The 26,673-nt window shown below is 41.0% G+C and carries 22 protein-coding genes and 8 tRNA genes (1 of these 30 running past the window's edge); 23 read left to right on the top strand and 7 right to left on the bottom strand.

Annotation, left to right across the window (positions count from 1 at the left end):
• The first annotated feature begins 217 nt into the window (after positions 1-217).
• Positions 218-1,609: a DEAD/DEAH box helicase gene (locus SJY38_RS08600; protein ID WP_286744230.1), complete on the top strand. Its 1,392-nt coding sequence runs from the start codon at positions 218-220 to the stop codon at positions 1,607-1,609.
• A 102-nt stretch (positions 1,610-1,711) separates the two neighbouring features.
• Here the strand turns inward: SJY38_RS08600 and SJY38_RS08595 are convergent, their stop codons facing one another.
• Together SJY38_RS08595 and SJY38_RS08590 are read right to left on the bottom strand one after the other, a co-directional pair.
• Complete coding sequence (locus tag SJY38_RS08595) at positions 1,712-2,455, bottom strand: DUF3307 domain-containing protein (RefSeq protein WP_286744227.1); 744 nt, start codon at positions 2,453-2,455, stop codon at positions 1,712-1,714.
• Positions 2,455-3,078, bottom strand: coding sequence for a hypothetical protein (locus tag SJY38_RS08590; protein ID WP_286744225.1), 624 nt, complete (start codon positions 3,076-3,078; stop codon positions 2,455-2,457). The genes SJY38_RS08595 and SJY38_RS08590 overlap by 1 nt, the downstream gene beginning before the upstream one ends.
• Before the next feature lie 167 nt (positions 3,079-3,245).
• Here SJY38_RS08590 and SJY38_RS08585 point away from each other — a divergent pair, with 167 nt between their 5' ends.
• The 9 genes from SJY38_RS08585 to SJY38_RS08545 all read left to right on the top strand — a co-directional run bounded on the left by SJY38_RS08585 (position 3,246) and on the right by SJY38_RS08545 (position 11,866).
• The gene (locus tag SJY38_RS08585; RefSeq protein ID WP_004589523.1) at positions 3,246-3,749 is read left to right on the top strand and encodes an NYN domain-containing protein; all 504 of its coding nucleotides are present in this window, start codon (positions 3,246-3,248) and stop codon (positions 3,747-3,749) included.
• 152 nt (positions 3,750-3,901) lie between these two features.
• On the top strand, positions 3,902-4,825 hold the full coding sequence (gene nudC / locus SJY38_RS08580; RefSeq protein WP_029771750.1) for an NAD(+) diphosphatase: 924 nt from the start codon (positions 3,902-3,904) through the stop codon (positions 4,823-4,825).
• Positions 4,826-4,834: 9 nt separating this feature from the next.
• Complete coding sequence (locus SJY38_RS08575) at positions 4,835-6,016, top strand: cystathionine beta-lyase (RefSeq protein WP_286744219.1); 1,182 nt, start codon at positions 4,835-4,837, stop codon at positions 6,014-6,016.
• A 163-nt stretch (positions 6,017-6,179) separates the two neighbouring features.
• Positions 6,180-7,004: an ABC transporter permease gene (locus tag SJY38_RS08570; RefSeq protein WP_264390631.1), complete on the top strand. Its 825-nt coding sequence runs from the start codon at positions 6,180-6,182 to the stop codon at positions 7,002-7,004.
• On the top strand, positions 7,001-7,909 hold the full coding sequence (locus SJY38_RS08565; protein WP_024033654.1) for an ABC transporter ATP-binding protein: 909 nt from the start codon (positions 7,001-7,003) through the stop codon (positions 7,907-7,909). Before SJY38_RS08570 ends, SJY38_RS08565 begins: the two co-directional genes overlap by 4 nt.
• The gene (locus SJY38_RS08560; protein WP_004589518.1) at positions 7,909-8,283 is read left to right on the top strand and encodes a PH domain-containing protein; all 375 of its coding nucleotides are present in this window, start codon (positions 7,909-7,911) and stop codon (positions 8,281-8,283) included. The genes SJY38_RS08565 and SJY38_RS08560 overlap by 1 nt, the downstream gene beginning before the upstream one ends.
• Positions 8,284-8,482: 199 nt before the next feature.
• The gene (locus tag SJY38_RS08555; protein ID WP_286744214.1) at positions 8,483-9,277 is read left to right on the top strand and encodes a putative porin; all 795 of its coding nucleotides are present in this window, start codon (positions 8,483-8,485) and stop codon (positions 9,275-9,277) included.
• A gap of 111 nt (positions 9,278-9,388) precedes the next feature.
• Positions 9,389-10,623, top strand: a protein-coding gene (locus SJY38_RS08550) for an IS3 family transposase (protein ID WP_377109613.1) whose coding sequence is annotated in 2 segments (ribosomal slippage) — positions 9,389-9,740 and positions 9,740-10,623 — 1,236 coding nt in all. Because the reading frame shifts where the segments join, the coding sequence is not laid out codon by codon here.
• Positions 10,624-11,062: 439 nt separating this feature from the next.
• Positions 11,063-11,866 carry a putative porin gene (locus SJY38_RS08545; RefSeq protein ID WP_286744211.1) on the top strand — a complete coding sequence of 268 codons (804 nt, stop codon included), beginning with the start codon at positions 11,063-11,065 and terminating at the stop codon, positions 11,864-11,866.
• A gap of 87 nt (positions 11,867-11,953) precedes the next feature.
• Here SJY38_RS08545 and SJY38_RS08540 read toward each other — a convergent pair whose 3' ends face one another.
• Positions 11,954-13,801 (bottom strand): M2 family metallopeptidase, encoded by a 1,848-nt coding sequence (locus tag SJY38_RS08540; protein WP_286744209.1) that lies wholly within the window; start codon positions 13,799-13,801, stop codon positions 11,954-11,956.
• Between the two features lie 167 nt (positions 13,802-13,968).
• Here SJY38_RS08540 and SJY38_RS08535 point away from each other — a divergent pair, with 167 nt between their 5' ends.
• Complete coding sequence (locus SJY38_RS08535) at positions 13,969-16,245, top strand: acyl-CoA dehydrogenase (protein WP_096041942.1); 2,277 nt, start codon at positions 13,969-13,971, stop codon at positions 16,243-16,245.
• Positions 16,246-16,311: 66 nt separating this feature from the next.
• Here the strand turns inward: SJY38_RS08535 and SJY38_RS08530 are convergent, their stop codons facing one another.
• Both SJY38_RS08530 and cysK read right to left on the bottom strand, forming a co-directional pair.
• A complete protein-coding gene (locus tag SJY38_RS08530; RefSeq protein ID WP_029773124.1) occupies positions 16,312-16,746 on the bottom strand; it encodes a hypothetical protein in 435 nt (144 codons plus the stop codon).
• Positions 16,747-16,892: 146 nt separating this feature from the next.
• Positions 16,893-17,861 carry a cysteine synthase A gene (gene cysK, locus SJY38_RS08525; RefSeq protein ID WP_004589513.1) on the bottom strand — a complete coding sequence of 323 codons (969 nt, stop codon included), beginning with the start codon at positions 17,859-17,861 and terminating at the stop codon, positions 16,893-16,895.
• 366 nt (positions 17,862-18,227) lie between these two features.
• On the opposite strand from cysK, the gene SJY38_RS08520 reads away from it, so the two are divergent.
• From SJY38_RS08520 to SJY38_RS08465, 12 genes are all read left to right on the top strand, one after another.
• Positions 18,228-19,379 carry a dicarboxylate/amino acid:cation symporter gene (locus tag SJY38_RS08520; protein ID WP_024033649.1) on the top strand — a complete coding sequence of 384 codons (1,152 nt, stop codon included), beginning with the start codon at positions 18,228-18,230 and terminating at the stop codon, positions 19,377-19,379.
• A gap of 158 nt (positions 19,380-19,537) precedes the next feature.
• Positions 19,538-20,188 (top strand): UvrY/SirA/GacA family response regulator transcription factor, encoded by a 651-nt coding sequence (gene uvrY / locus SJY38_RS08515; RefSeq protein WP_004589511.1) that lies wholly within the window; start codon positions 19,538-19,540, stop codon positions 20,186-20,188.
• A gap of 11 nt (positions 20,189-20,199) precedes the next feature.
• Positions 20,200-22,023 carry an excinuclease ABC subunit UvrC gene (gene uvrC, locus SJY38_RS08510; protein ID WP_004589510.1) on the top strand — a complete coding sequence of 608 codons (1,824 nt, stop codon included), beginning with the start codon at positions 20,200-20,202 and terminating at the stop codon, positions 22,021-22,023.
• Between the two features lie 42 nt (positions 22,024-22,065).
• Positions 22,066-22,611, top strand: a complete 546-nt coding sequence (gene pgsA / locus SJY38_RS08505; RefSeq protein WP_024033647.1) for a CDP-diacylglycerol--glycerol-3-phosphate 3-phosphatidyltransferase — start codon at positions 22,066-22,068, stop codon at positions 22,609-22,611.
• Between the two features lie 208 nt (positions 22,612-22,819).
• Positions 22,820-22,895 (top strand) — tRNA-Gly (locus tag SJY38_RS08500).
• 27 nt (positions 22,896-22,922) lie between these two features.
• Positions 22,923-22,996, top strand: a tRNA-Cys gene (locus SJY38_RS08495).
• A gap of 36 nt (positions 22,997-23,032) precedes the next feature.
• Positions 23,033-23,119: transfer RNA gene (locus SJY38_RS08490), tRNA-Leu, on the top strand.
• A 90-nt stretch (positions 23,120-23,209) separates the two neighbouring features.
• Positions 23,210-23,285: transfer RNA gene (locus tag SJY38_RS08485), tRNA-Gly, on the top strand.
• A 39-nt stretch (positions 23,286-23,324) separates the two neighbouring features.
• Positions 23,325-23,411, top strand: a tRNA-Leu gene (locus tag SJY38_RS08480).
• 60 nt (positions 23,412-23,471) lie between these two features.
• Positions 23,472-23,547, top strand: a tRNA-Gly gene (locus tag SJY38_RS08475).
• A gap of 19 nt (positions 23,548-23,566) precedes the next feature.
• Positions 23,567-23,640 (top strand) — tRNA-Cys (locus tag SJY38_RS08470).
• A gap of 37 nt (positions 23,641-23,677) precedes the next feature.
• Positions 23,678-23,764, top strand: a tRNA-Leu gene (locus tag SJY38_RS08465).
• A gap of 523 nt (positions 23,765-24,287) precedes the next feature.
• Here SJY38_RS08465 and SJY38_RS08460 read toward each other — a convergent pair.
• Positions 24,288-25,883: a BCCT family transporter gene (locus tag SJY38_RS08460; protein ID WP_029773123.1), complete on the bottom strand. Its 1,596-nt coding sequence runs from the start codon at positions 25,881-25,883 to the stop codon at positions 24,288-24,290.
• Between the two features lie 183 nt (positions 25,884-26,066).
• Positions 26,067-26,673: the 3' end of a sodium:alanine symporter family protein gene (locus tag SJY38_RS08455; RefSeq protein ID WP_024033645.1), read on the bottom strand. The gene runs 809 nt beyond the window's last position; 607 of the gene's 1,416 nt are visible here — the last part of the coding sequence; its start codon lies off the right edge, out of view; the stop codon is at positions 26,067-26,069.

Raw genomic sequence — 26,673 nt, 5'->3', positions numbered from 1 at the left:
ATATCCCCCGCGCTGCGATTTAATCGCCCTTAGGTAGTACATATTTTAATTCACAAAAACGTATCTGCTTTAATGCCATAGTGCTGTTTTGTATTGCTATTCGCTATTTTTGCGCTGAGTGCTTATTTGGCAAAGTGAATATTTCCATGCATTTCTAAGTTAGTTGCGTATAATGCGCCCTTGGCCGGTTTGGCCTTTTTTTTTATTGAGAGATTTTATGAGTTTTGATGGTTTAGGTTTATCACAGTCTTTAGTTAACGCGGTTTTAGAAAAGGGCTATGAAACGCCAACGCCTATTCAGGCTCAAGCAATTCCTGCAATTATTGAACGTCGCGATGTAATGGCGGCTGCACAAACAGGCACAGGTAAAACCGCTGGTTTTACGTTACCGCTAATTGAGCTGTTATCTAAAGGCAGTAAAGCAAAAAGTAACCACGTACGTGCCCTTATTTTAGCGCCTACGCGTGAGCTGGCTTTGCAGGTAAGCGAAAACGTTGAAGAATACGCTAAGCACTCTGATGTAAGTTCGTTTGTAGTGTACGGCGGCGTTAAAATAAACCCACAAATGCAGCGCCTTCGTAAAGGGGTTGATATTTTAGTGGCCACGCCTGGGCGTTTAATCGATTTACATAATCAAAACGCTGTTAAGTTTGATAATGTTGAAGTGCTGGTACTTGATGAAGCGGACCGCATGCTTGATATGGGGTTTATTCACGACATTAAACGCCTGATTGATAAAATGCCGCCTAAACGCCAAAACTTAATGTTTTCGGCAACGTTTTCAGATGATATTCGTGCATTGGCAAAAGGGTTAATTAACGACCCTGTTGAAATATCAGTTGCGGCAAAAAACACCACTGCTAAAAGCGTAACGCAAAGCGTTTACGCTGTTGATAAATCGCGTAAAACCGCATTACTTAGCCATTTAATTCGTAGCAACGATTGGCAACAAGTATTAGTGTTTAGCCGTACCAAGCACGGTGCAAACCGTTTAGTTAAACAGCTTGAGCGCGACGACATAGTAGGCGCCGCTATTCATGGTAATAAATCACAAGGCGCTCGTGTTAAAGCATTAGATGGCTTTAAAAGTGGTGAAGTACGCGTACTTGTAGCCACTGATATTGTGGCACGTGGCCTTGATATTGTTGAGCTTCCGCATGTGGTTAACTACGACTTACCAAACGTATACGAAGATTACGTTCACCGTATTGGCCGTACAGGCCGTGCTGGTGCATCAGGGCATGCTATTTCGTTTGTAACAGCCGATGACGCCGCTGATTTATACGGTATTGAACGTTTTATTGGTGAGCTAATTCCTCGCGCTGAAGAGCCTGGATTTGAACCAACTAGCCCAGTGCCTGAGCGCGCATTAGATGCTCGCCCAATTAAACCTAAAAAACCTAAAAAAGCAAAGCAGCCGTTTAACAAACCTAAGTCTGATAAGCCGAACAGCAAAAAACCAAACAATGGGGGAAGCGGTACCGGCCCTCGTCGTGGTGGTTCTAAAAAACCAGCAGCGAAAACTGATGACAACGCACAAAGCCCATGGGCAAAACGCCAATCGGTAGGTGGTAATGGCCAGCGCCGTCGTCGCCCAAATAACGATTAATGATTATTAAAGATTGTATTGGCCTTTAATTAAACGCCAATACAAAAAAACGCGCTACCTTTTAATAGAAGTAGCGCGTTTTTTATTATCTGTAATTTATACTTACCTGATCAACGAATTAACGCCTAAACCTACAAACAAGGTAACGCTAACGCTTAGTAAGGTGCCTAGCATAACGTACTCGGTGAGCTTTTTATCTTTACTGGCACTTAAATCGCCAAACCTAAATACCGACTTGGCAGCTAGCAAAAAGCCAAGCCCCGCAAATTGATCAAGTAGTATAAAGCTGAGCATAAGTACACGCTCTATCATGCCAATGCTTTGTCCGGCCAACGGTAAGCTGCCCTCACTTGAAAAGTTAGCGGTGAGCCTTTCAAGCATCATTCTTATAAATACGGCACTTGGGCTTAATATAATTAAATATCCGCATACAACCCAAAGCACTTTAGGGTTTGTGGCAAGTGCGCTTACGTACGCGATTAAACTTTGGTTATCAGTTATATAAATACACAGCGCTATTATTACGGCTATATGCGCTATTTGGTCGAGTAAAAAGGGCACAACCCCTTTGCTAGAATACGACTTAGCAATATCTATTAGGTAGTGGCTAAGCATAATTGCAGCTGTTGAAAGTAACACGGTGCTTAGTTGTTGCCAGCCATAGCTATATTCCCAAAGCGCTAAAATAACGGCGCTAACCACACCGTGTACTAATACATGCAGGTAGAGCTTTTTAGCTTTAAAGTGGCGGGTGTTTCTATCGTTTACCCAGCTCATTGGTTGTAAAAAAAAGTCACTGACTAGGTGGCCTATAATTAATGTCACTAATAATAACGAAAACCCCATTACTCACTTCCTTTTGCAATCGTTGTTATGACCTGTTTAGCGTGTATTATAAATCGTTCTATAAGCTGATAATTTGCTAAATTAAGCAATTTAGTGACATTTTCGCGACTGGTGTTAAGCTCTTTTGCCAGTGCTGCATGGCTGTTATCGGCCTGGGTTAAATACACGTAAAGCGCATTGGCTTGTTTTTGCGTTATTTTGCAAAGCAAGGTATCAACAAAGGCAAGGTTAAGACTAAAGCCTTCATCTAGGGTGTGCTTTGCTATCTGTAAGGTAAAGCGCTGATTGGCTATTTTATCAAGGCCTTGCCCTGAGAGCACAAAGGCAGAGCCGGTAGCTGTTTTTATATCGCTGCGTGGGTTGTCTACCTCACCTAAGGCCATACTTTGGCGCAGCTCGTAACCTGCCGACTTTAAATGCAAATAAATGATAATAGCGGTTTTAATTAACTGCTCGCTTTGATTTATTTGTAACTGAAAAGCATCACCTCGGTATATGGTCCACAGTGAGGTATTATTACTAATTGCACGCAAACTTTGCTCTAGCTGATAAAGCATGGCATCGTATTGCTGCTTAGGTATTTTTTGCGATTTAATTATATCGCCGCTGATCACACCAATCATAAAAATCCAAAAAGTAACTTAATGCAGTTACATAGAATCAGGTAACCAAATTTGGTTACATTTAGTTAAGTAACCAATTTAGGTTACTTAAAACAAAATTGCAAGGTTCACTCGTTAATGGCGTTTTTTTTTCAGCTGCGCTGAGCTGTGAGCACTTAAGGAAACAAATGACTTTACAAAACGATCAGCAAATCAGTAAGCCACGTGTCGGTATTTTTGTTGATGTACAAAACATTTATTACACGTGCCGCGAAAGTTACCGTAAAAACTTTGATTACAATGCATTTTGGGCGCACATGAAGCAGCAGTATTCTATCGATTGTGCATTTGCGTATGCCATTCACCGCGGTGATGAAAAACAAAACCAGTTTCAAAATATTTTGCGTGCTATTGGCTTTGAGGTAAAACTAAAGCCGTTTATTCAGCGCCGTGACGGCAGCGCAAAAGGGGATTGGGATGTAGGCATAACGATAGATATGCTAGAGCAAGGCAAAAACCTCGATAAAGTTATTTTGCTCTCTGGTGATGGCGACTTTGCGTTATTGCTAGGGCATTTAAAAAATCAATACAATGTACCGTGCGATGTTTACGGGGCCGATAAGTTAACCGCAGAGGTGCTTAAGCAAAGTGCAGAACAGTTTCATTTAATTGATGATAGCTTGCTACTCTAAAGCATAAAATATAGCGGCTAAGTGCCTGCAACATGAGAGTTTTTAATAAAGAGCCTATATAGCTAATATAGGCTTTTTTTATTGCGGTAATAAATTGGGTTTACTCAGCGGTTATGGTAATTTTACGCCATACCATGTTATTGAGGACTCACATGCTTTATTACAGCGACATGCCATTAGACCGCGGGTCTAATTTTCGTAAAAACGCGGCGTGGTTAAACGCGCAAATGTCGGCACAAAGTAAGTGGCTTTTGGTGAATAATAACCACACTTTGTTTTATAAAGACGCAGCTCAAGTGTGCTACTTAACGTATCAGCAAATTGCCCATTTAGATTTATCAAACGCTATTTATTTAGGCTCAAATACTGAGCAACAGGGTGTGTTTGCGTTAGATGTTTCAGCCATACACGATGACGAACTCAAGTGCGTTATAGGCGACGCACAGTTTTTTGATATACGCCAATATGGCCCTCACGTTGATATACAAGATGGCTCTATAGCCGCACTTGCACGTGGCTTATGTTATTGGCATGCAACGCATAGTTTTTGTGGGCGTTGTGGCAGTAAAAATACATTAGTAGAGGCAGGGCATTCACGCCTATGTGAAAACGAGCACTGCAAGCACCCTACATTTCCACGCACTGACCCTGCAGTAATTATGGTGGTTACTAAAGTATTTGAAGATGGAATAGAGCGTTGTTTATTGGGTCGCCAAGCAATATGGCAACAAGGTATGTATTCGTCATTGGCAGGCTTTGTAGATCCAGGTGAAACACTAGAGCAAGCTGTAGCGCGCGAAGTTAAAGAAGAAGCAGGCATTGACGTTGATAATGTACGTTATATTGCCTCGCAACCCTGGCCATTCCCTTCCTCTATTATGTTGGGTTTTATTGCTCAGGCTAAAACTGAGCAAATAAACGTAGATAAAGACGAATTAGACGATGCCAAATGGTTTACGCGCGAAGAAGTTAAGGCGTTTGGCAATATGGGCGATGAAGGCGATCATTATAAACTCCCTCGGGTCGATTCAATTTCGCGTTTTTTAATTGAACAATGGCTTTCAAATAAGGCTTAAGGATTGGTAATGTCGACAAGCAAAAATAAAAATACCCAGTTAGTATCAACGGGGCGTAAAAAAGCCTACACCCATGGTGTGGTAAATCCCGTAGTACAGCGCGCTTCTACAATTGTATTTGACAGCGTGGCCGAATTAAAAGAAGCAGCTAAAACCCGCGGAGATAAAACATTATTTTATGGCCGCCGTGGCACAACTACACATTTTGCACTGCAAGAGGCGATAACCGAGCTTGAAGGCGGCGAAGGCTGCGCACTTTACCCATGCGGCGCTGCGGCAATAAGCCAAGCGTTATTGTCGTTTGTAAAGGCAGGCGATCATATTTTAATGGTTGATAACGTGTATGAACCTACGCGTGATTTTTGCGATAAAATTTTAGCGGGGCTAGGTGTTACCACCACTTACTACCCACCTACAATTGGCGCAGGTATTGAGGCGTATATTCAGCCAAACACAAAAGTGCTGTTTTTAGAATCGCCTGGCTCTATAACCATGGAAATACAAGATGTACCTGCCATGGTTAAAGTAGCCAATGAGCATAATATTATGACCATGCTTGATAACACCTACGGCAATGGCTTGCATTACCGCCCACTTGAACACGGTGTAGATATTAGTATTCAAGCAGCAACTAAGTACATTGTTGGCCACTCTGATGTAATGATGGGTGTTGCAGTGGCAAATAAAAAGTACTGGCCAACCCTACGTGAGCAGTCGTACTTATTAGGGCAATGCACCAGCGCAGATGATGCCTATTTAGCGCTTAGAGGCTTACGTACTATGGCAGTGCGTTTAAATCAGCACGAAAAGGCGGCTATAGAGGTGGCAAAATGGCTTGAGCAACATGAGTTAGTTGATCATATTCGCCATCCTGCATTTGCAAGCTGCCCTGGGCATGAATTTTTTAAGCGCGACTTTGATGGCAGCAATGGATTGTTTTCATTTGTAATGAAAACCGGTAACCAAAAAGCCATTGATGCGTTTTTAGATAGCCTTGAGCACATTAAAATGGGCTTTTCGTGGGGCGGCTTTGAAAGTTTAGTCACCGCCAATTTGACCATGGAAGGTTTACGTTCGAACACCGGCTGGGATTTAGGCCCTGTTATTCGCTTGCATATTGGCCTTGAAGACATTGATGATTTAATTAATGACTTAAGCCAAGCACTTGAGGTATACCAACAGCATTTATAAAAATAGGCTAAATAAACAAAGTTTGGCCTGTTACATTTAAACGGTTTGTTACAAAGCTCACGTATGGTGAGCTTTTTTTTACTGGTAATTCAAGGTGTTTACACTTACTGTTGTTACATTACGCTTTATTTTAAAGCATGAGCAACGTCATTAAGGAAAGCCAATGGCAACATCATCAGTGAACATAGGGCGATTAACCCAAATAGCGGGTTTTGAGCTAGTACGTATGTTTTTAACCAAACGCGGCTTAATTGCAATGGCCGCCTTTGCCCTTGTTTGGTTACTTATTTTACGCTACCCGATAGGCCAAGCCGTCAGCATTATTAGTGCCCCCAATTTTGAACAAATGGCACGCGATATTTCAGGCAGTATTGGTTTAAGTAAGTTGCTTGATTGGCCTGAGGCCGAATTTGCTATGTACTGGCTAGTCGCTTTGTATAGCTTTCCGCTGTTTGCTATTTTTATATCAAGCGATCAAACCGTTGGCGATAGAGAGCGCGGCACATTACGGTTTTTATCATTGCGTTCTACTCGGTTTGAAATTTTATTTGGCCGTTTTTTAGGTCAGCTTGGCGTGTTAGCGTGTTTATTAGCTATTACCCTAGTGGCAACCCTTGGCGTACTTGGCTACAGAGAGCCTAGCCTATTAATGGGGGGGTTAAGCCGTGCGGTTTCTATATTTATAATAATGGTGGTGGTACTTAGCCCGTTTGTGGCATTAATGAGTTTGATTAACACGTTTGCTCGCTCGTCTCGTTTAGCAATTGTATTAGCCATTTTATATTTTGCTGGTGGCGGCATTATTGTGGGTATATTGGCGTGGCAAGTACCGGCTCTAAATGCGCTCGATTACCTTTTCCCAGGGGTTAATTCTGAACTTTTAGCTGGGCAAAACCTACCTTTATTGAGTGCCTTAGGTGTGCCGCTTATTCAAAGCGCTGTATTTATAGCAATTGCGCATCGAATATTTACAAGGAGTTCGCTATGAGCGTATTAATAAAAGCCAGCGGCTTGAGTAAATCGTATGGCGCAAAGCAAGCACTTAACAACGTAAGCTTTGAAATTCAAAAAGGCGCACCTGTGGCGTTAGTGGGCCCTAATGGCGCCGGTAAAACCACATTATTTAGTTTATTGTGCGGCTATATTAACCCAAGCCACGGTGAGCTCAGTATTTTAGGGCATAAGCCTGGTAGTGCAGCGTTGTTCAACCAAGTAAGTGCATTACCGCAAGATGCGCAGTTAGATCCGCGTTTTAATATAGATAAGCAACTGGCGTTTTATGGCAAGCTTCAAGGCATGGGCGCTAAACAAAGCCACAATGAAGCGCTGCGCGTACTTGATTTGGTAGGCTTAAAAGAAGTCGCTAAACAGCGTGCGGGCGATTTATCTCACGGTATGCGCAAACGGGTAACGATAGCACAAGCGCTGATTGGCTCGCCGAAAATAGTGATGCTTGATGAAGCCACAGCAGGGCTTGACCCTATTCATGCCAGGGAGGTGCGAGAGCTGGTATCGAGCTTAAGCGATGAAGCCACCTTTATTTTAAGTTCGCACGATTTAACCGAACTTGAGCGATTATGCTCCCAAGTGCTCCACCTAGATAAGGGCATTTTGAGCGAGCACCAAACAAAAGACAACAATACGCATACTCACTTTTATACCTTAATGCTCAACGAGGCGTATCAAAATGTGGAGCAACAACTGCAGGCGTTAGCAGGTGTAAGCCGTGTGTATATGAGCCAACATAAAGAATACGTGATTGAGTACCAGCCAACCGGTGAGCCACTTGATATTGCTTTATTAAACTTTTGCCATCAACAAAACTGGCAATATAGGCAGTTAGTAAATGGTCACACCTTAGAAAATCAAATATTTACACAGGAGAAAGCATAATGGGACTACTCAGTGGTTTAATGGGAAATGCAAGCGAAGTAGATGATTCTGACTTAGAAAAAGTACTTGCTAATACCCTAATAGATGGCGAACAAGTAGAAAAAGCCTATAAGGTGATTCGCGATATGTTTATTTTTACTAATAAGCGTTTAATTTTAATTGATAAGCAAGGTATGACCGGCTCTAAAATGGAAATGGTGAGTATTGCTTATTCTAAAATTACTAAGTTTAGTAAAGAAAGTGCAGGGCACTTTGATTTAGATGCCGAGCTTAAAATTTGGATTGGTTCAGACCCAACGCCTATTAGTAAAGAGTTTAAATCGGGCGATAATATTAACGAAGTTTATCGTGTAATAAGTCAGCATGCGCTTTAGTTTGCTGAACATGTTTTAAGTAGTTGTTGACTATATGTTGCAACTACTTTAAATTTACAGTTTCTTACACCTACTTACAATTAACTTAATAAATACAACTGCTTAATTAAGTTTTCATTCAGTTTCTCAGCGTTAGCATGTCCCCACTTTAGTCAATGAGCTAAAGCATAAAAAGCAATGCACAAAGGGAAGTCTTACAATGAAAAAATTAGCAGTTATTATTTCAAGCATTTTATTATCTAGCACTGCGGCTGCTGCAGACAGCTACAATTCAATCAGTAATTTAAGCTACAAAGATAGCGATAACAACGACACCGTTGCTGTAGACTCTATTTATTACCTATCTCCTAAAAAAACATTAGGTCCGTACGATCAGTTTGAGTACATTAATAAACAAACTAACGTTTACGGCGGTTATGCTGATGACGACTTTGGCGATGTTACTAACATTGGTGGCGAATACTTTATTAATGAATTTGTTGTTGGCGCATCTTACGAAAACCTTGACCCAGATTCGGGCTCTAACGGTGAGCTTTACAAGCTAACTGGTGGCTACTTCTTTAACCCTGATTTATTAGCAAAAGTAACGCTTGTTGAAAACAAAGACGGCGATGACTTTGCTTTGTTTGATTTAGCATACAATCACATGCTAAACAGCACAGACTACGTAGGTGTAACACTTACATCTGATGACGAATTTGATTACCGCGCTGTTGCAGCTAAGTACTTTATTGACTTACAGCAAGGTAACTTTTTAACGTTTGAAGGTAAATACGAGAGCATTGAAGATGCAGAAAACCAGTGGGTAGCAGAAACTAACTACTACTTCTCAAAAGCAACCTCGGTATTTGCTAACTACAACAAGCAAGATACATACAGCTTTGGTGCTCAGCACTTCATCAATAAAAACATTGGTCTTAAAGTAGGTTACGAGAACAATGCAGATGACTCTGATAACGATGCATACTTTGCAAACATGCGTTTTCAGTTTTAATTAAGCCCTGTACTTAATTAAAAGCACAAAAAGCCCGCTACTGTAGCGGGCTTTGTTGTTTTTAACTTATGTCTTGTCCTGAAATGTGTTTACACATTTAGGACTTATTTTATGAAAACCACTAAAACTAAAGACGTTAAGCGTACTCAGCGAGATTATACATTAGGCTTTAAATTATCTATTGTTGAGCAAGTAGAAAAAGGCGACTTCACCTATAAACAAGCGCAAAGTCATTACGGTATTCAAGGCCGCAGTACCGTTCTGGTATGGCTGCGAAAACATGGTAAATTAGATTGGTCTAAACCAACTTATATAGCCAACATGCCTAAATCGAAAGAAACCCCAGCACAAAAAATTAAACGTTTAGAGCGCGAGATAGAAGAGTTACGCCTAAAGGATTTAATCAAAGATGAAATGATTAATATTATGGATGAAGAATATGGAGCGGGCTTGCGAAAAAAGTACATATCCGAGCTATCACGCGCGCAAAAGAAAACCTTCAAATAAAGCTTACTCCGTTATGCCGTGCATATGGCATAACGCGACAAGGTTACTATCAAGCTATGCGCAGAATAGATGCTCGGAATAAAGAATTGGAGCCAGTCAAAGAATTAGTGATGTACTGGCGGCAATTCATGCCTCGTATTGGTGGGAAGAAACTTTATCTGATGATAAAGCCAGACCTGCAAGAGCGTGGCATTAAACTAGGTCGTGATTGTTTTTTTGATTATTTGAGAGAGCATGACTTTCTTGTAAAACCAAAGAAAAATTACACTAAAACAACAAACAGTAACCATTGGATGCGCAAGCATCCCAATTTACTAAAGGAATACATGCCTACTGCGGCCGAGGAAGTCTTCGTTAGTGACATTACATACGTAAAGTCAGCGCAAGGCGTGCATTACCTATCGTTAGTCACTGATGCTTACAGTCGAAAAATAATGGGTTATGAGCTGAGTGATGAAATGAAAGCAACCGATGTAGCCAAAGCATTAGAAATGACAATTAAGCAACGCGTATATAAACGTGATGCCATTCATCATTCAGATAGAGGTTTACAATATTGCTCTGAAGTATATCAAAATGCGCTATTAAAAGAGGGCATTAGACCATCGATGACCGATGGGTATGACTGTTATCAAAACGCATTAGCAGAGCGTATTAACGGGATATTAAAGCAAGAGTTTTTACTGTATAAATGTCGCAATATGGCAGAGTTAAAACAGCTCGTTGAAGAATCGATATTTATATACAATGAAATGCGACCGCACTTAAGTTTGGATATGAAAACACCAAATCAAGTGCATAAAAAAGACCTGGCGCTTTCGCACCAAGCCTTTCATTAAAACCGTCAACCTATTTCAGGACGGGACATTAAATTATCCGTGGTAAAAGTTTTACCAGGTGCAATTACGGTCTTTGTTCTGCTCATCTAAATAGCATTTTTTAAATTAAAAATAATAATTTTTTTGAAAAATGAGAAAAATATAATGAGGGATAGTTATATTGATGAGGTTTATCGAATAGTTAAGTTGTATTCAATTTAGCGACAGTTTGTACCTTATTTATTACTTTTGAAGTTTAAATGCTGAGATATAATTCTACTGTAGATTTAAGGTGTGCTTTATATTTACATTTGTACGGAATGATTAACAATTTAAGTTGTTGATATTGTGTTTAATTTGTTCTCTCATTCATTTTTTGTTCATTATTTATTGTTAGGATGCGGCCCGACTTTGGCTACACGGCCCAAGCATAGAAAATAACATTTATAGGGAATTTAAAATGAAAAAATTAGCCGTTATCATTTCGAGTATTTTATTATCAAGCGCTGCAACCACTGCAATGGCAGCAGATACTTACCAATCTATCAGCCACGTAGGATACATGGACATTGATGGAGATGACACGGTAAGTGTTGACTCAACTTATTACTTTTCTCCAAAAGCGACGTTAGGTCCTTATGATCAATTTGAGTACATCAATAAGCAAACAAATGTTTATGGTGCATACAGTGATAATGATTTTTTAGACGTTACTAGCATTGGCGGTGAGTATTTTGTAGAAGATTTTGTACTAGGTGCACAGTACAATAACTTCGATAGTGATTTTGGCTCAAGCACGGATGTAATTGAACTTTCAGCTGGTTACTTCTTTAATCCAAACCTTGTATTAAAAGCAACGTTTGTAGATGTTGAAGATGCTGACAATCAGTTTGTGTTTGACTTAGCATATAACCACGAATTAAACAGCACTGATTATATCGGCTTTACAGTAACAGCAGATGACGAGTTTGATTACCGTGCAGTAGCAGCTAAGTACTTTGTTGATTTACAGCAAGGTAACTACTTAACTGTTGAAGGTAAATTTGAAGATGTTGATGGTGGTTCAAGTAACTGGGAATTAGCATCTAACTACTATTTCAGTAAAGCAACATCGGTGTTTGTTACAGTTAACAAGAACGATGACTACGCTTTTGGTGCTCAACACTTTTTCAATAACAATGTTGGTTTAGAAGCAGGTTACGGTAATAACTGGGATGATTCTGATTACGATGCTTACTTTGCAAATGTAAGCTTACAGTTCTAATTTAACCAAAAGTTAGTTACTGAACAAAAAGCCCGCTACTGTAGCGGGCTTTGTTGTTTCTAACTTAAGTTAACCGTGGTAAACGTTTTACCAGCCGCAATTACGGCCTTTGTTCTGCTCATCTAAATAGCGTTGCAGCGGTGCAAAGTAATCAAGCATAGCGGTTGCATCCATTTGCGGCTTGCCTGTGATGGTTTCAAGGGCTTCTTGCCATGGACGAGAAGAGCCCATTTCTAGCATTGCGTTTAGCTTATCCCCTGCTTCTTTTGAATTATAAATAGAGCAGCGGTGAATGGCTTTATCGTTACCAGCTATTTCACATAAGCTACGGTGAAATTCAAACTGTAAAATATGTGCTAAAAAGTAACGTGTATAAGGGGTGTTGCCTGGTACGTGGTATTTAGCACCTGGATCAAAGTCATCTTCGCTACGTGCAATAGGCGCTTTAACACCTTGGTATTTTTCACGTAGCTCCCACCACGCTTTATTATAATCTTGTGGCTTTACTTGGCCCGAAAATACCTGCCAGCGCCATTGATCAACCATTAAGCTAAAGGGCACAAAGGCAACTTTATCTAGCGCCATTTTCATTAGTAAGCCAATGTCTTTTGACTCATCAGGTACTTGCTCAAGTAAACCAATTTCTTTTAAGTAACCGGGTGTAACCGATAAAGCAATGGTGTCGCCAATGGCTTCGTGAAAACCATCGTTGGCACTTTCTTGATAAAATAAAGGTTGTTTATTATAAGCGCGCTGATAAAAGTTGTGGCCTAGCTCATGGTGAATAACAGAAAATTCTTCGCCGGTGCGTTGAATACACATTTTAATGCGTAAATCGTCTTTGCTATCTATATTCCAAGCAGAGGCATGACACTGTACGTCTCTGTCTTTTGGTTTTACAAATAACGAACGCTCGTAAAAGGTCTCTGGCAGTGGCTCAAACCCCATTGAGGTAAAAAAGGTTTCAGCACCTTTAACCATTTTTAGCTCGTCGTAATTATTTTTAGCTAATAGCTCGGTAACATCGTAACCCGGATCGGCGTTTTCTGGCGCGACCACATCGTAAATATTACCCCACGCTTGCGCCCACATGTTTCCTAATAAGTGCGCAGGAATAGGCTCATCTTGGGCTACTTTGTCGGTGCCGTATTTTTCGCCTAATTTAGCGCGTACATGACAATGCAGTGAGTTATAAAGTGGTTTTACTTGCCCCCAAATGCGGTCAAGCTCGGTTGTAAAGTCATCGGCTGGCATATCGTACTTGCTGCGCCACATTGCGCCGGTATCAGCATAACCTAGCTCTTTAGCCCCTTCGTTTGTAAGGGTTACTTGCTGCTCGTAAAGTGGGCGCATTGGCTTTGAAATTTGACGCCACCCTTGCCATAAATCAAGTAGCTCGTTGTAATCACGGCTGGTGGCCATTTTTGCGGTCATATCACCAAGGCTTAAACAGCTGCCATCGTCTTTACAGTATTTACCTTTACCGTATAAACCACCTAGCTCTGCCACAATAGTTGAAAGTTGAGCTGTTTTTTCGGCGTCCTGAGGAGCGGGTAAAGTAAGCGCAAGTTTAAGTTTATTAAGCTTGCGGCGTGCATCGTAATCAAGCGCTAAGTCGTCAAATTGTGCTGCCTGATTGGCTAAACGTACGACCGACTCGGTCATTTTACGATTAACTTCGGCAGATAACGCCGAGGTGTCGTGTGTTATAAAGTTTGCGTAAATCCACTCAGCGCGGCTCGACTCTAGGTAAAGCTCACTTAGTTCTTGCTCGGCTTTGGCAATAAATGCATTGGCATCTTGTTTTGTAAGAGGCTTCTCGGTCTGTGCTGAATCGGTAGTGTCTATGGCTATTTCTGCTTCGCAGGCGGTTAGCGCTAATGTACTTGCGACTATGAGGGCGCTCATACTTAGTTTAAAGCGTGGCGTGTTCATTGTATTCCTTTGGTTTATTGTTATTAAGAAAGTGATAATAGCAGCGATGTTTAAAACAATAAAATTAATACGTTAAGGCGTGTGGTGCATCGCGCAATGATTGTATTTAAACTAAGATGGGTCATAATTAAGTTACTATTTTCATTCAATGTAAAAGGAATGTGCTCATGTCAGTATTTATAATATTGCTGGTCGTGGTGGTGGTTATTTTTGCAGTCAAAGATATTCGCCTCAACCTGATCAGCCGTCCTACGTTTAAAATGTTTAAAAAGGTACTTCCGCCGCTCTCGCAAACTGAGCGAGAGGCAATGGAAGCCGGCGATGTATGGTGGGATGGTGAGCTATTTAGTGGTAATCCAGATTGGCAAAAACTGCATAACTTTCCAAGGCCTGAACTTAGCGATAAAGAAAATGACTTTATGGATAATCAGGTGAACACGCTACTGGCGATGCTAGATGATTACCAAATTGTACAAAAAGACAAAGACCTGCCAAAAGAAGTCTGGGATTACTTAAAAACAGAGGGCTTTTTTGCGCTGATCATTCCTGAAAAATTTGGTGGACGTGAGTTCTCTGCCATTGCTAATTCAACCATAGTGTCAAAAATTGCCACAAAAAGCTTAACTGCGGCGGTTACTGTTATGGTGCCTAATAGCTTAGGCCCAGGCGAGCTGTTACTGCATTATGGCACAAAAGAGCAACAAGACCGTTGGCTACCAAGCCTTGCAAGTGGTAAAGATGTGCCGTGTTTTGCACTTACCGGCCCAGAAGCTGGCTCTGATGCCGGCAGTATTCCCGACTCTGGCGTAGTGTGTAAAGGGCAGCATAATGGTGAAGAAGTTATAGGCCTGCGTTTAAATTGGTCTAAGCGTTATATTACGCTTGCGCCGGTTGCAACCGTACTTGGCCTTGCCTTTAAAATGTATGACCCAGATGGGATATTAGGCGATGAAAAAGAGCTAGGGATTACCTGTGCGCTAATTCCTACAGATCACGAAGGGGTAGAAACGGGTGAGCGCCATTATCCATTAAACATGGCATTTATGAACGGAACTACCTACGGTAAAGATGTTTTTATTCCGCTAGATTGGATTATTGGCGGTGAGCAGGGCGCAGGGCGAGGCTGGCGCATGTTGGTTGAGTGTTTAAGTGCTGGACGCGGTATTTCTTTACCTGCACTAAGCACCGCAACAGGGCATTTAGCCTCTAAAATGACCTCTGCTTACTCTGTGGTACGCCAACAGTTTGGTGTATCAATTGGCCAATTTGAAGGTGTACAAGAAGCCTTAGCCCGTATTGGCGGGTTAACGTATACGTTAGAGTCTGCGCGTTTAATGACCGCAGGCGCAATAGATTTAAAACTTAGCCCATCGGTTGTTACCGCCATTGCAAAATACCATATGACCGAAATGGGGCGTACGGTAATGAACGATGCAATGGACATTCATTCTGGTAAAGGTATTCAAGTAGGGCCTAATAACTATTTAGCCCATGGTTATATGGGGATCCCGGTATCGATTACCGTTGAAGGGGCAAACATTTTAACCCGCAACTTAATGATTTTTGGCCAAGGTGCCACCCGTTGTCATCCGTTTGTGTTAAAGGAAATGGAAGCTGCCGCAATGGAAGACGATGATGCAGCACTTGATCAATTTGATAGTTTATTGATGAAGCACATTTTATTTGCTGCCAGTAACGCCGGCATGGCTTTTGTACATGGTCTTACGCGAAGCTGTTTGGCAAAAGCGCCCGTGTGCGGTGCAACCGCAGTGTATTACAAACAGCTAAGCAGAATGAGCCGAGGGCTTGCTTTTACTACAGATGTAGCCATGTTGGTACTCGGTGGCGAGTTAAAGCGTAAAGAGATGATTTCGGCGCGTTTAGGTGATGTGCTTAGCCACTTATATTTGGCGTCTACTGTATTAAAGCGCTTTGAAGATGAAGGGCGCCAACAGGCTGATTTACCTTTTGTGAAATACGCTATTGAAAATTCTCTTTATGAGATAGGCCAAGCGTTTGACGGTTTTTTCAAAAACTTTTCAAATCCGGTGGTTAACTTTTTACTTAAACGCATTGTGTTTCCGCTGGGGAATCACTACCACAAGCCAAGTGATGAAACAGCCCAAAGTATTTGCGAGCATATGACGCAACCTGGGGTGTTTAGAAACCGTTTAACGCACTTATGTTATGTAGATGAAAATGCGGGCACGGGCGTGATGGAAAATGCATTTTTAGCTATGCACGATATGCAAACACAGTTTAAAGAATTAAAACACTGGCAACGCAGTGGTAAGGTCCCTGCAACACTCGACATAGAAGGCGCAATAAATTACGCACTAGAGAATGAGCTCCTTGCGCAAGCAGATGCCGATGCAATGCACCATACCAATAAACTAAGAAAACAAGCAATTGCCGTTGATAACTTTAAACCCGGTGAATTATAACGCTTAAGATAAGCGCTAAACGCAAAACGGCCTTACATGTGTAAGGCCTTTTTTGTGGTGTATAAGTTAGCGTGCGTAAGGGTCTGCAACTATTTTATCGATATACCATTTCCCTTTTTTACGAAGCATTTTAACGCTGCGCATATCATCGACTTTATCGCCATTAAAGTAGCCTGTAAAAATGAGGTTTATTTTGGCGTTATCGCCATATTGTTCGCGTACACTCATATTGGTCATATCGACTTCAATTACTACTTCATCGTATTGCAGGTTTACTAAGTTTCGGGCAAATTGCTTAGCGGTGCCATAGGATTTCATAATCCGGCTTAGGTTAGGGGTGGCCATTGTGCTGGCTTTTTGTAAATCTTTTTGATTATACAATGCATCAAAGTAAGCGGTGGCTGTATCGCCCGGTGAGTCGCCCAGCGTTTGTACGCTATCGCCACAGGCGGCTAAAAATAAGCATACGATAAAACTTAAATAAGCTGTTATTTTTTTCATGTTGAATGTTTTTAATTAGTTTTTTTAAAGTGTGTGGTTAATTAAACAAGATGTAAAGCAGCACTGGGGAATAAATAGAAAATTGAATCATAAATAATAAAAAAGGATGCCATAAGCATCCTTTTAAGTATCTCAAGGAGAGAAGTTTACTGTACTAATTCTTGCTCGCTAAATTCTTCAGCAAACATTGGGCTAGACAGGTAACGCTCTGTGGCACTTGGTAAAATCACCACAATATTTTTATCAGCGTTTTCTGGCTTTTCAGCAAGGCGTTTAGCGGCAACAACAGCTGCGCCTGATGAAATACCCACTAAAATACCTTCTTTTTTCATTAGCTCATGAGCCATTGCAATAGCATCTTCGTTTGATACTTGCTCAGCACCATCAATCACACTTAAATCAAGATTACCAGGAATAAACCCTGCGCCAATACCTTGAATTTTATGTGGACCTGGTTTTACTTCTTCGCCTGCAAGCGTTTGGCTAATAACAGGTGAGTTAGTTGGCTCAACTGCAATCGCTTTAACATCTAGGCCTTTTTCGTTTTTAAGGTAACGGCTAACACCTGTAATAGTACCGCCAGTGCCTACGCCTGCTACAAAAAAGTCTACTTTACCATCAAGCGCTTCAAAAATTTCTGGGCCGGTTGTTTCAAAGTGAATTTTAGGGTTAGCTGGGTTTTCGAACTGTTGTAATAAAATGTATTTTTCTGGATCTGTTGCTTGAATTTCTTTTGCTTTTTCAATTGCGCCATTCATACCTTTAGCGCCATCTGTAAGCACTAAGTTAGCGCCTAATGCTTTTAATAGTTTGCGGCGCTCTAGGCTCATTGTATTGGGCATGGTGAGTGTTAATTTGTAACCACGTGCTGCTGCAACAAATGCAAGGGCAATACCTGTATTACCCGATGTAGGTTCAATTAGTTCCTTACCTTCAACAAGCTGACCTGATTTTTCAGCTTCCCAAATCATTGATGCACCAATACGACATTTAATACTAAAGCTAGGATTACGCGATTCTACTTTAGCGTAAACGTTTCCGCCTGTTACGCGATTAAGTTTTACCAGTGGTGTATTACCAATGCTTAGTGAGTTATCTTCAAAAATAGTAGACATAATGTTCCTTTGGATACAATCTGATCAATGTGTTAATAGCCTTTGCTATTAACTATATAAATACACTTTACTGCGAGTTTAAAAAAACTAAAGTAAAGTTTGGCTATAACATATATCTATTGGGCTTATAACCAGCCGAAATAAAAATTAGTTATTATTGTTGCTTTAGTTATTAAAGATGCGGGCTCATTTTTAAATTTAAAGAGTAAATTTCGCCACGTAGTTAAAAAATGCTCAGAGTAGGCTAATTATTGCGATGTTTTTGTGTGTTATTTGTGCACATGAATATAACTTGAATACTTTTATCACACAATGCGCCTAAAACATGTTAAAAACACTCTATCTATATTCAACTAAGCAATCACAATGAAGTTAATCTTAAAATTAATTGCCGGTATTGTGGCCGGTATTTTGGTCGGGCTTTATGTGCCTCTCACAGGTGTTGAGCTTTTATTTACTGTTAAAGAACTTATTGGCCAACTCATTTCTTTTACCATCCCATTAATTATTTTATTTTTTATTGCTTCGGGCATTGCGGGCTTGCCTAAAGGGTCTGGCCATTTATTAGGTAAAACTGTTGGCTTTGCTTATAGCTCTACAGTAATTGCAGGTACGCTTGCCTTTTTATTAGTAAGTGCGGTTATTCCACTGCTAAGTGGCAATATTACGTTTGAAGCCGAAGTTGCCACTGAAATTGGCAGTTTTATTGATTTAGAAATTCCACCGCTGATGGGTGTAATGACAGCGCTTGTGACTGCATTTGTGTTTGGTATTGGCATGAGCCAACTTGAATTAGAAACACTTAAAAAAGTGTCTGATCAGGGTCGCGATGTAATCGATGCTTTATTATCTAAAGTAATTATTCCGGCATTACCATTTTACATTGCGGGTGTATTTGCAGAAATGACCGTAGCAGGGACCGTGGTAGATACATTGCAAACCTTTGGTGTTGTGCTTATTGCAGCACTTGTTATGCATTGGCTGTGGCTAACCGTATTATATGTTTCTACGGGGATATTACTTAAACGTAACCCGTTGGAGCTAGTTAAAAATATGCTTCCTGCTTATTTTACAGCACTGGGGACAATGTCGAGCGCGGCAACCATTCCGGTGTCTTTGCAATCAAGCAAAGCAAATAACGTGAAAGAAGATGTAGCAAACTTTACAGTGCCACTGTGCGCTACTATTCATTTATCGGGTTCTACCATTACGATTGTGACGTGTGCAATGGCCGTTATGTTTTTATCGCCAAGCATGGAAGTACCTTCTTTAATGGGGATGCTGCCGTTTATTATGATGTTAGGGGTAGTAATGATTGCAGCGCCAGGTGCACCTGGTGGAGCAGTAATGTCGGCGCTCGGTTTATTAACCAGTATGCTTGGCTTTAACGAAGGCGCTGTTGCACTTATGATTGCACTTTACCTTGCGCAAGATAGCTTTGGTACTGCGTGTAATGTTACAGGCGATGGCATTATTGCCCTATGGGTAGACCGTTTTAGCGAAAAAGCAGCGTCATAAAAAACTAAAGTACTGGTTTTTAGCAGTCGTAAAATAATGCTAAAAGATGAGTACACCTAAAGCGAAGCAATAATATTAGTTATTGTTTCGCTTTAACTGTGGTAATGTGGCAAATTAGATTGTTTGTCGCGTATTGTTAGGTTAATGAGGGTATTACATTGATTAATGTGCTTTTAGTTGATGACCATGAGCTGGTACGAACTGGTATAAAACGTATATTAGATGATGTACGTGGTTTTAAAGTGGTAGGCGAAGCTAAAGATGGAGAGGCTGCGGTACAGTTTTGTCGCCAGCACGCACCTAATATTGTATTAATGGATATGAACATGCCTGGCATGGGTGGCCTAGAGGCCACAAAAAAGATTTGTCGCTATTGCCCAGATGTAAAAATTATTGTGCTTACGGTTAATTGCGAAGACCCGTTTCCATCAAAAGTGATGCAAATTGGCGCGCATGGCTTTTTAACCAAAGGTGCAGGCTCTGATGAAATGGTTCGTGCTATACGGTCTGTTCATGCAGGTCAGCGTTATATCGCCCCAGAAATTGCACAACAAATAGCCCTTGCGCAAGTAACAGGGCGTACCGATGAAAACCCTTTTCAAAGCTTATCTGAGCGCGAGCTACAAATTATGCTAATGATCACCAAAGGTGAAAAAGCTCAAGATATTGCCGAGCGCTTAAATTTAAGCTCAAAAACAGTGAACAGCTACCGTTACCGTATGTTTGAAAAATTAAACGTAGGGGGCGACGTCGAGCTTACTCATTTGGCTATTCGCCATAAAATGATTGATATAGACGTATCTCATTAATTTTTTAATTTATGTCTGAATTCGATCACGCCCAATTTTTAAAAACGCTATCAAGTGAACCGGGTGTATACCGTATGCTTGATAGTGAACAACAAGTTATTTATGTCGGTAAAGCTAAAAACTTAAAAAAACGAGTAAGTAGCTACTTTAGATCTAATCTAACCGACAGTAAAACCCGTGTGTTAGTGAGTAATATTTGCGATATTGAAGTTACACTCACAAACACCGAAACCGAAGCCCTGCTGCTTGAAAACAACCTTATAAAAAAATATCAGCCGCGTTATAACATTTTATTACGTGATGATAAGTCATACCCCTATATATTACTTACCAGTCATAAACATCCGCGTTTAGCCTTTCATAGAGGCAGTCGCAAGGTAAAAGGCGAGTATTTTGGGCCTTTCCCAAGTGCTGGCGCAGTGTCGGAAAGTTTGCGTTTAATGCAAAAAATATTTCCTGTACGTCAGTGCGAAGATGCCTATTACCGTGCCAGAAGCCGCCCGTGTTTACAGTATCAGCTAAAGCGCTGTTCAGCACCGTGTGTTAATAAAGTGACAGAGCAAGAGTACGGCGAACAAGTTGATTATGTACGTAAGTTTTTAACAGGTAAGTCGCACGAAGTAATAGCCGATTTAATAAAAAAAATGGAAGCGGCGAGTAAAGACCTTAACTTTGAGCTCGCAGCTAAAGTGCGCGACCAAATTATGCTACTGCGCAAAATGCAGGAGCAGCAGTCTATTTCAGGTAATTTTGCTGAAATGGATGTGGTAGGTTTTGCGCACTTAAATGGATTAAACGGGATTCATTTATTAATGATCCGTGATCATAAAGTGCTAGGCAGTAAAACCTATTTTCCAAAAGTCCCTAAAGATTCGGGGCAAGAGGAAATACTCACTTCGTTTTTAGGGCAATATTATTTAGCGCCTGGTGCGACAGGGCGCATAGCAAAAGAGATTATTTTACCGTTCGAGATTGAAGAAAGTAGCGCATTGAGTGAAGCGCTTACGCAAATTAGTGAGCGCAAAGTATCGCTTAAAGTGGTCACCCGCGGAGAGCGAGCACAATACCTTCAACTTGCTAATAAAAACGCATTAAACAGCATTACCGTTAAACAAAGTACGCAAGACTCTATAAACAAACGTTATGCACAATTAAAAGCGACCCTAGGCTTAGATGATATAAACAGAATGGAATGTTTTGATATCAGCCATACCATGGGGGAGAACACAGTAGCCAGTTGTGTAGTATTTGATTCGCAAGGGCCAAATAACAAAGAGTACAGACGCTACAACGTAACGGGTATAACCGGCGGTGATGATTACGCGGCAATGGAGTTTGCACTGAACAAACGCTACAACAAAGTGGTAGATGAAGACAAAATTCCTGACGTTATATTCATTGACGGTGGTAAAGGGCAACTAGGCCGTGCAGAGCAGTATTTTGCTACGTGGCCACATGCTAAAATGCCGCTGTTAGTAGGTGTAGCAAAAGGCACAAGCAGAAAGCCAGGCCTTGAAACCTTATTAATTGATGGCGGGCGAAAAACGATTCCTATGGATTCGGATGCGCCAGCACTTCATTTAATCCAGCATATTCGCGATGAGTCGCACCGATTTGCTATTGCAGGGCATCGTAATAAGCGCCAAAAACAGCGCACGCAATCATTATTAGAAGAGATCAATGGAGTAGGTTCTAAGCGCCGCCAAACATTATTAAAATATTTAGGGGGCATGCAAGGGGTAAAAGCTGCTAATATAGAACAGTTAAAGAAAGTTCCTGGGATCAGTCCTGACATGGCTGAGAAGATATTTAACCATTTGCATGACAAGGGCTAGCCCTTCATGCGAATATAGAAAAAAAGACATATCCAAGTAGTTATGTGGAATATTCCAAACACACTCACAACCTTTAGACTTTTTCTTATCCCCATATTTTTGGTGATATTTTACTTGCCTTATAGCTGGGCGTTTTTTGCTGCCGCTTTTATTTTTTGGCTTGCATCAATCACCGATATACTTGATGGCTATTTAGCACGAAAGCTAGAGCAATCTACGCCTTTTGGTGCGTTTTTAGACCCTGTAGCCGATAAGGTTATGGTGTGTGCTGCACTTGTTGCGCTCTCTGATCATTATCAGTCTATGTATATGACGATTCCGGCACTTATTATTATTAGCCGTGAAATAGTGATATCTGCATTACGTGAATGGATGGCCGAACAAGGCAAACGTGGAAACGTTGCAGTATCAAATATGGGCAAAATAAAAACCGCGGCGCAAATGCTGGCGATTATTGGCCTAATTTGGCAATACGATACGTGGATGATCTATTTAAGTTTTGCTTTATTGTATATAGCCACCTATTTAACACTAAGCTCTATGGTGCAATATTTAATGGCTGCATGGAGTGAATTGACCAAAAATTGATTGTAAACGTCTAATAACGCACCGTTTTAGATAAAAAATAATCAAACAGTTCAAAAGTGGCATTTTTTGTGTTGACGCGTTTAATAATCTCTGTAGAATGCGTCCGTGTTGAGAGGGCATAGCCCCTAAGATAAAGAAAACCAAAGTTACTTAGTTAGCAGCGTAAACATCGCAAGATGTTGAATAACGCAGATAATTAAATAACAATGCGGCACTAGCTCAGTTGGTAGAGCGCGACCTTGCCAAGGTCGAGGTCACGAGTTCGAGCCTCGTGTGCCGCTCCAAGTTTTCATTAGGTTGTCCAACGGTTTGGCGGAATGGCAGAGTGGCCATGCAGCGGATTGCAAATCCGTCCACCTCGGTTCGACTCCGGGTTCCGCCTCCATTCAACACTCCACATGCTTTAAATAGCAAACTCGATGCCCGAGTGGTGGAATTGGTAGACACAAGGGATTTAAAATCCCTCGACTAACAAGTCGTGCCGGTTCAAGTCCGGCCTCGGGCACCACTTTGTGGTTTAATTACATAGCCAAGTGTAATTTATAAAAACAATGTTACATAAATTAGTTTGTGTAATTAAATTTAGAATTAATATGATGCGGCACTAGCTCAGTTGGTAGAGCGCGACCTTGCCAAGGTCGAGGTCACGAGTTCGAGCCTCGTGTGCCGCTCCATATTAGTTTTATCCACTTGCTTTAAATAGCAAACTCGATGCCCGAGTGGTGGAATTGGTAGACACAAGGGATTTAAAATCCCTCGACTAACAAGTCGTGCCGGTTCAAGTCCGGCCTCGGGCACCACTTTTAATTATTCTACCAAGATAATTGAAAGTTAGATAAAATATTAATGAATAGTTTAACGCGGCACTAGCTCAGTTGGTAGAGCGCGACCTTGCCAAGGTCGAGGTCACGAGTTCGAGCCTCGTGTGCCGCTCCAAATTATTTGGAAGCGTTAAGGCGGAATGGCAGAGTGGCCATGCAGCGGATTGCAAATCCGTCCACCTCGGTTCGACTCCGGGTTCCGCCTCCATTTAATTACTCCACATGCTTTAAATAGCAAACTCGATGCCCGAGTGGTGGAATTGGTAGACACAAGGGATTTAAAATCCCTCGACTAACAAGTCGTGCCGGTTCAAGTCCGGCCTCGGGCACCACTTTTACTAAAGTCCTTTTAGTAAATTAAATACTCCCTATTTTTAAATAAACATCCATTTTTTATATAACAATCACTTTGTTTATGTTTTTGCCTATTCCTTAAAGATTAATAGCAATTGGCTTAATCAAGTGACTAATTTTGAGGCAGACAATCGTGCTTAAAGCAAAGCATACGTATTGTTACACGTTAGCGTTAGTTGATTAAACCTACATTACTTTTCCTATATCCCTTTGCTGCTGCCGTCTAAATCCAATTCAGTTCATCAATCAATTTTGCATACATGCGCGACTACCTGATGATATAAACTTGATAGCTAAAGGTGTAACTAATAGCGCTTGGTTATTATGCGCTGATATGTGCGCTCTATTTATTTTAAACAACGTGTTTTAAAGGTATATTGCCAAAGCTAAACAGTTTGATAATTAAATACGGTCGTTAATGTATTAGCTGAAGTGTAGGTAAGGGAGGAAATAAAGTGCAAAGCAAAGCGACACAAAGCCGCTTTGCTAAAGTACATAATGCTATAACTTTGTTTGTGCCTTATAAATAGGGTATTCGCTCATTAAACCTTGAATAAGCGCCACGCACATTAAAATAAGCACAATTGAGAACGGTAACGCAGTGGTTACTACTCCAGATTGCAGAGCCTGCAAGGCTTGAGAGCCACCTACCCACAGTAATACGGCGGCTATTGCCCCTTCAATCGATGCCCAAAATATACGTTGTGGTACCGGCGCATCAATTTTTCCGCCAGCGGTTATGCCATCTATTACAAGTGAGCCAGAATCAGAAGAGGTAATAAAAAACACTAAAACAAGCACAATTGAGATCACACTAATAAGGCCACTAAGCGGAAGCTGCTCATAAACCTGAAATAGCGTCACAGAGATATCGGTTAACCCGTTTTGCCCAAGTGGGCCAACTTTATCAATAATTTGTGAAATCGCTAAATTACCAAATACCCCCATCCACACTAAGCTTAATAGTGTTGGCAGGCCAATGACGACTAATAAAAATTCCCGCACGGTACGGCCTCTAGAAACGCGGGCAATAAACATTCCTACAAACGGCGACCACGATATCCACCATGCCCAATAAAATACTGTCCAGGCATGCATCCAGTCTTCATCTTCACGGCCAAACGGATTACTAAGTGGAACCATATGTTCTACATATGCACCAAAGGTAAACCATATTGCTGTAATTGAGTCACTAAAAGTAAGCGATATTATGGCTACAAGTAAAATAAATGCACATATAAGATTGATGTTACTAAGTACTTTCACACCCCCTTCAATGCCTTTAATAACAGAAACAATAGCAATACAGGTAACGAGCGCTATAACTGTAATTTGAAAAGCGGTACCGTAGTCAGTGCCCATTAAATAATTAATACCACTTGTTGCTTGCTGTGCCCCTAAACCAAGAGACGTTGCTAAACCAAAAAGCGTAGAGAGTACAGCAAGTATATCAATAACGTGACCAAGCCAGCCCCAAGCACGATCGCCAAATAAGGGATAAAACACGGAGCGTATAGATAACGGAAGGCCTTTATTGTAAGCAAAAAACGCTAAGCTAAGTGCAACAATGGCGTAAATTGCCCAACCATGTAAGCCCCAGTGATACATGGTGGCGCCCATGGCTAAAGAGTGAGCTTCTGGGGTATTTGGCTCTGCGTTCATTGGCATTAAGTACCAATCAGTAAAATAGGCTGCGGGCTCTGCGACACCCCAAAACAGTAAACCTATCCCCATTCCTGCGGCAAATAACATTGCCAGCCATGAGAGATAACCATGTTCAGGTTTTGCATCAACACCCCCTAAGCGAATTTTACCAAGAGGGGAGAGCGCAAGTGCAAAGCAAAATAATACGAAACCATTAGCAATCAACATGAAGTAACTATCAAATTTATTGATAATGGCATCTTTAGTTGAGGTAAGTGCTTCCCTGACCACTTCAGGGTCAAGCAATAAGGTAAGGGCAACAAATAGTATGACTAAAAATGCGCTTATTCCAAACACTGGGTTATGAACATCAAACCCCCATTTTTGTACGTTATCTTGACCTACCTGATAATCGGTAGTGTCAATACTGTATTTGTTCAATTGGTCATCCATCATGACTCCTTTATATTATAGATAACAAACTTCAATTTTATAGTACGTAAGTAAATCAAAAAGCGCCTATTACTGATATTTAATTATGGTATATATCTCTGAAATACATTAATAAATTTTTATATAGTTTGAAAGGCAAAAAAAAGCGAGCTAATGCTCGCTTAATAATTTTTTAATTTAGCGTTACTTCCACGCGTTAGGATCAACCTCTTTGGCAAGCTTAGGGTGCTTGTCTTTGTCAAACGTAGGTAATACTCCTTGCTTGTTTTGCGCGTTGTAATCTTTTGATAACCACACAACAACGCCTGAAAGCATAAACAGTGCAACCACGTTTACAATAGCCATTAGGCCCATAGAAATATCAGCAAGTGTCCAAATAATACCTAGTTCACCAATGGCACCAAACATAACCATGCCTAATACGAGTAATCTAAATATAAACATTCCTTTAGTAGAGTTGTGCTCTAAAAACATTAGATTTGTTTCGGCATATGAATAATTCGCGACAATAGAGGTAAATGCAAAAAACAAAATGGCAATGGCAATAAAGTAAGTACCCCAGTCACCTACGTGCTCTTGTAGTGCAGCTTGCGTTAACTCTATTCCCAATACACCCGATTCAGGTACAAGTTGATTAGACAGTAAGATTAATGAGGCAGTGGCTGTACAGATCACAATAGTATCTATAAATACACCTAGCATTTGCACATACCCTTGCGAGGCTGGGTGCGGTGGATAAGGTGTTGCCGTTGCTGCGGCATTGGCTGCGCTACCCATACCGGCTTCGTTC

Origin of the sequence: Pseudoalteromonas sp. R86517, assembly GCF_042466295.1 — a bacterium.
In the GTDB taxonomy this organism is placed as follows: domain Bacteria; phylum Pseudomonadota; class Gammaproteobacteria; order Enterobacterales; family Alteromonadaceae; genus Pseudoalteromonas; species Pseudoalteromonas atlantica.
The sequence above is the reverse complement of the archived record's forward strand: the minus strand, read 5'-3'. Positions and strand labels throughout refer to the sequence as shown.